The organism is Bullifex sp. (assembly GCF_034103065.1).
GTDB lineage: Bacteria > Spirochaetota > Spirochaetia > Sphaerochaetales > Sphaerochaetaceae > Bullifex.
The window spans coordinates 1-4,391 of record NZ_JAXEGN010000179.1 but is presented as its reverse complement, the minus strand read 5'-3'; the positions used below and the strand labels follow the sequence as shown (position 1 = coordinate 4,391).

The following is a 4,391-nucleotide window of genomic DNA, read 5'->3' as shown; positions in this document are numbered from 1 at the left end:
AATGAAGCCTTAAGAAGATTAACTCAAGGTGGTTGCTTTGTAGACTTAAATTCTTCGAATCCGCTGATAAAGGATGTATTAGATGAAAGATAAATCTGTTTGTCCACTTTCTGCATATTGTGGTAGTTGTGATTACGTTGGTTCTTATGAAGATGAGCTTAAAGAAAAGACTCGTATTGCTTGTAGAAATTTAAAGGGTTTTGGTCCTGTTGCTACAATCATTGGGTCAGAAGTCACACGCTACCGTGATAAGGTTCAAGCAGTTGTTGGATATAATAGAAAAGGTGAAATCTGTACTGGTTTATATCAAAAACACTCACATAGAATTGTACCTGTAAAGGATTGCATGCTTGAGTTTGAGGGTGCATCAAGTATTTTAAGATCAATAAGAAGATTATTAAATACTTATAAAATAAAGCCTTATGATGAAGACTTGAAAACAGGCAGTATAAGATACGTATTTCTGAGAAGGGGACATAATACAGGTGAAGTATTAGTTTTTCTTATCTTTGGTAATAATGATTTTCCATCTTCAAAGGAATTTGTTAATGCACTTAAGCAGATGCACCCTGAAATAAAAACAATTACATATCAAGTAAACAATCGAGAGGACTCAATGGTTATTGATCAAGAGTCTCCAATAAAGGTCTTATATGGTGATGGTTATATCAATGATAAGCTTTGTGGACTTGATATCAAATTATCTTCTAGTTCTTTTTATCAAATAAACTCTAAACAAACAGAGGTATTATATAAAATAGCTATAAGAATGGCTCGTTTAACTGGAAATGAAAGAGTATTAGATGCTTATTCTGGAACTGGTACAATAGGATTAGTTGCAGCTCAAAATGCAAAAGAAGTAGTTTGTGTAGAATTAAATAGAAGTGCAGTTGAAGATGCAAAAAAGAATGCACAAATCAATAATATGACAAACATTTCTTTCATTAATGCTGATGCATCTGTTTATTGTAAGGAAGCGGCAAAAAGAAAGGAAAGCTTTGATGTTGTATTCTTGGATCCTCCAAGAGCGGGCTCTGATGAAAGATTTTTATCTTCTCTGATAAAGCTTAATCCAAGAAATATTGTTTATATTTCATGTAATCCTCATACTCAAAATAGAGATATTAAATATCTTCTAAAGTTCGGCCCATATGAAGTATATGGAACTCAGCCAATTGATATGTTCCCTAGAAATGATCATGTGGAGACGGTTTGCTTAATTTCGAAGAAACTTTGATTTTATGCGGATTAGCGGGGGTATTTTGATAAATATGTACCTGTGTTTTTAGAAGGGAAAAATGTATATAGAACTTAGTAATTAAATATGGGTGCAAAAATTTGTTGAAACATCAGTTGTGCGCTGGAATAGTATTGGTAGTAATTTGGTGTTCGCGAATAGTGTCACCCCCAATATAATTTGGAAAAAGGGTAAAAATGATGAAGGAATATGATTGTGGTTTTTCAAAAGAAAATAAATGGTTTCGATATAGAGCAGCAGCTATTATTGTAGAGGATGGCTGTGTTTTGTTTGCAGGGAATGAACTAGAAGACTATTATTACTCTATCGGCGGTGGTGTCCATATGGGAGAAACTGCTGAGGATGCAGTAAAAAGGGAAGTTTTTGAAGAAACAGGGGTTGCGTATGATGTCGATCGTTTGGCTGTAATTCATGAAAATTTTTTCGATGAGAATAAAGGAACATTGGCCGGACTGGATTGTCATGAAGTATGTTTATATTATTTAATGAAACCAAGAGGTACGCAGGAACTGCATAGCAATAGTACAACATTTGGTGTTAAAGAAAATATGTTTTGGATACCAATTAATGAATTGGACAATTACAAAGCATTTCCTTCTTTCATGAAAGATTATTTATGCCGAGAGCATGTTGGAATTGAGCATATTGTAACGGATGAAAGGACTAGGTGATATTCTTGAATAAATACTGGGAATTAGAACTTAATGAATATATTTGCGAAGGCGAGCCAGAGAAAATCGATAAAAGTAATGCCTGGAGAACAGCAATTGGTCTTCAGGATGTGGATGGACTAAAGACTTCTGCGTACTTAATTGAAACTGCTAAAAATCATATTGAGGGCAAGATTAGCATAACGGAAGCAGATGAACGTATTCATAGCTACTATGAAGAACGAAAAGATAGAAATGAAATTGAAGCTGATACAAGGGAAGCGGATATTGTTTCTGTGAGAATTACAAAATTACTTGGAGAGAAGGCATTTCAGTTTTCACCGGTAGAGTGGCAGAACATTCATCGAAAGTTGTTTGAAGGTGTGTTTGATAATGCAGGCAAGATTCGTGATTATAATATTACAAAAAAAGAATGGATACTGAAAGGTAGCACGGTAATGTATGCATCATATGATAGTATTCGTGCTACTCTTGATTATGACTTTTCTCAGGAAAAGGAGTTTTCCTACAATGGATTATCAATAGAGGAATCAGTACATCATATTGCTAAATTCACATCGGGAATTTGGCAGATTCATCCTTTTGGAGAGGGTAACACCAGATCTACTGCAGTATTTATTATTAAATATTTAAAGACTTTTGGGTTTAATGTGAATAACGAGACATTTGCAGAGAACTCATGGTATTTTAGAAATGCTTTGGTCCGAGCAAATTATAATGATTTGCAAAATGGTATTCATGCAACTACAAAATTTTTGGAGATGTTTTTTGAAAATTTGTTGATGAATGTTGGGCATGAATTAAAGAATAGATACATGCATATAGACTTTGATAAACAAAGTGTAATTCAAAGTGCAACTAGCAATGATTCAAAGTGCAAAAATTGCACTTTTGAGGAATTGGCTATTATTCAGGAAATAAAAAAGAATCCGGCAATTACTCAAAGAGAATTAGCAAGTGCTATTGGTAAGTCGGAGAGAACAGTAAAAACGAGAACCGTTGAGATGCAAGAAAAAGGTTTGATATTTCGTGAAAACGGCAAGCGAAATGGTAAGTGGAAGATATTAGTAGAAATATAGTTTTGTTTGCAAATACAACAAGATACGAAACTGACATATTACTATTAGTGTGTAAAAACAAAACGCTATATTTTGCTAGGGGTGCAAAAATTTATATAAACACCAAATTGTCTGCAAATGTTAATGCAAAGTAAAGTTTCAATGCACGTCGAGATGGTAGTATTGATGTCAAGGGTGAGCACACCTGAATAAATAAACCCTTATAATATAAGGCTTTTTCAAGGTTAAACGTTAAATAGTACGACAAAACTGGAAAAGCCTTCTTTTATTTTGCTCCAGATAGATTCTGTGGGAACATATCCACAGATTTCCACCGAGTAATCGTTAAATTGTGAACACCTCAGCACACGATAGAGTTTCAAATTAGCACGGGTATAAAAGTAAACGTTAAAAGGTGAACACCCCATTAAGATAGTAAATGACCAGGATATCCAAAGGTAAAGAGCAAGCATTTTTATTCAGGCAGGGCTTCGGTCCTGCCTTTGTCGTTGTGTGGAATTCTTTGACAGCCGGAATATATAGAATAAACTGTAAAACGAACTACGTGATTAAATCAAAGAGAGACAAATCGGAATTTATCGCTCTGTCAAACTGAAAGCTTGCTTTGATAATAAATCTGTTGCTGTCAGTATTCTTTCTTTTTCTGCCATATCCTTTTCAATCAGTGGACGCATACTATCTTTATATTTCGATAAATCTGCCTCATGCAAACATAATAATATTCTCGGAATGTATTGTGGCTTTGCCACTCCAATCTGTGCAAGAGCTTTAATACATTGTCTTGCTGTAATCGGCTTATCATCTGTAACGTGTGCAATATATTCTGATATTATCGCATCAAAACGATTCTCATTATCCCATTGTGCGTTGGTAGCGAGAATATACAAAACACGGTTTCTTACCAATGACTTTGGATGGTTAAGTAGCGAAGCAAACTCATCAAAGTATTCGTACCATTCGTCAGTATCCTGACTTTCTGAAATGATTTTATCAGCAATGGCACAAGCATATTTATCATCCTTTGCTATCAACTTTGCAATTATGTCCTGCATTAAAACTCACCTCCAAATTCCAGTTTGGAGAATTGAAAAAAAAGGAATTTACCTATTATGACATATAAACTCTTGATAATAAAGCTCCTATATAGTATGTTCTTGATAAACTACTATATAGGAGCTTTTGTATGGAAATGAATGGAGGATTTCTTGTTACCAAAATAAAACAGCTTGGAGACCGGATTTTCGAGAAGATTCTCAGCGAAAAGAATATTGATGCGTTCAATGGACCCCAGGGACGTATTCTTTATGTGCTGTGGCAGGAGGATGGTATCTCAATCAGATCACTCTCGACTAAATGCGGATTAGCGATAACATCTCTTACTAC

The 4,391-nt window shown here is 34.5% G+C and carries 4 protein-coding genes and 1 pseudogene; 4 read left to right on the top strand and 1 reads right to left on the bottom strand.

Annotation, left to right across the window (positions count from 1 at the left end):
- The first annotated feature begins 82 nt into the window (after nucleotides 1–82).
- From rlmD to SOY52_RS06945, 3 genes are all read left to right on the top strand, one after another.
- Complete coding sequence (gene rlmD / locus SOY52_RS06955) at nucleotides 83–1,237, top strand: 23S rRNA (uracil(1939)-C(5))-methyltransferase RlmD (RefSeq protein ID WP_320848237.1); 1,155 nt, start codon at nucleotides 83–85, stop codon at nucleotides 1,235–1,237.
- A 197-nt stretch (nucleotides 1,238–1,434) separates the two neighbouring features.
- Entirely contained in the window at nucleotides 1,435–1,929 is a 495-nt protein-coding gene (locus SOY52_RS06950) for an NUDIX hydrolase (RefSeq protein WP_320848236.1), read from the top strand.
- Between the two features lie 5 nt (nucleotides 1,930–1,934).
- Complete coding sequence (locus SOY52_RS06945; RefSeq protein WP_414429597.1) at nucleotides 1,935–3,008, top strand: Fic family protein; 1,074 nt, start codon at nucleotides 1,935–1,937, stop codon at nucleotides 3,006–3,008.
- Between the two features lie 575 nt (nucleotides 3,009–3,583).
- Here SOY52_RS06945 and SOY52_RS06940 read toward each other — a convergent pair.
- Nucleotides 3,584–4,060 carry a hypothetical protein gene (locus tag SOY52_RS06940; RefSeq protein WP_320848234.1) on the bottom strand — a complete coding sequence of 159 codons (477 nt, stop codon included), beginning with the start codon at nucleotides 4,058–4,060 and terminating at the stop codon, nucleotides 3,584–3,586.
- A gap of 131 nt (nucleotides 4,061–4,191) precedes the next feature.
- Here SOY52_RS06940 and SOY52_RS06935 point away from each other — a divergent pair.
- Nucleotides 4,192–4,391: pseudogene (locus SOY52_RS06935) on the top strand (MarR family transcriptional regulator); the annotation flags it as partial.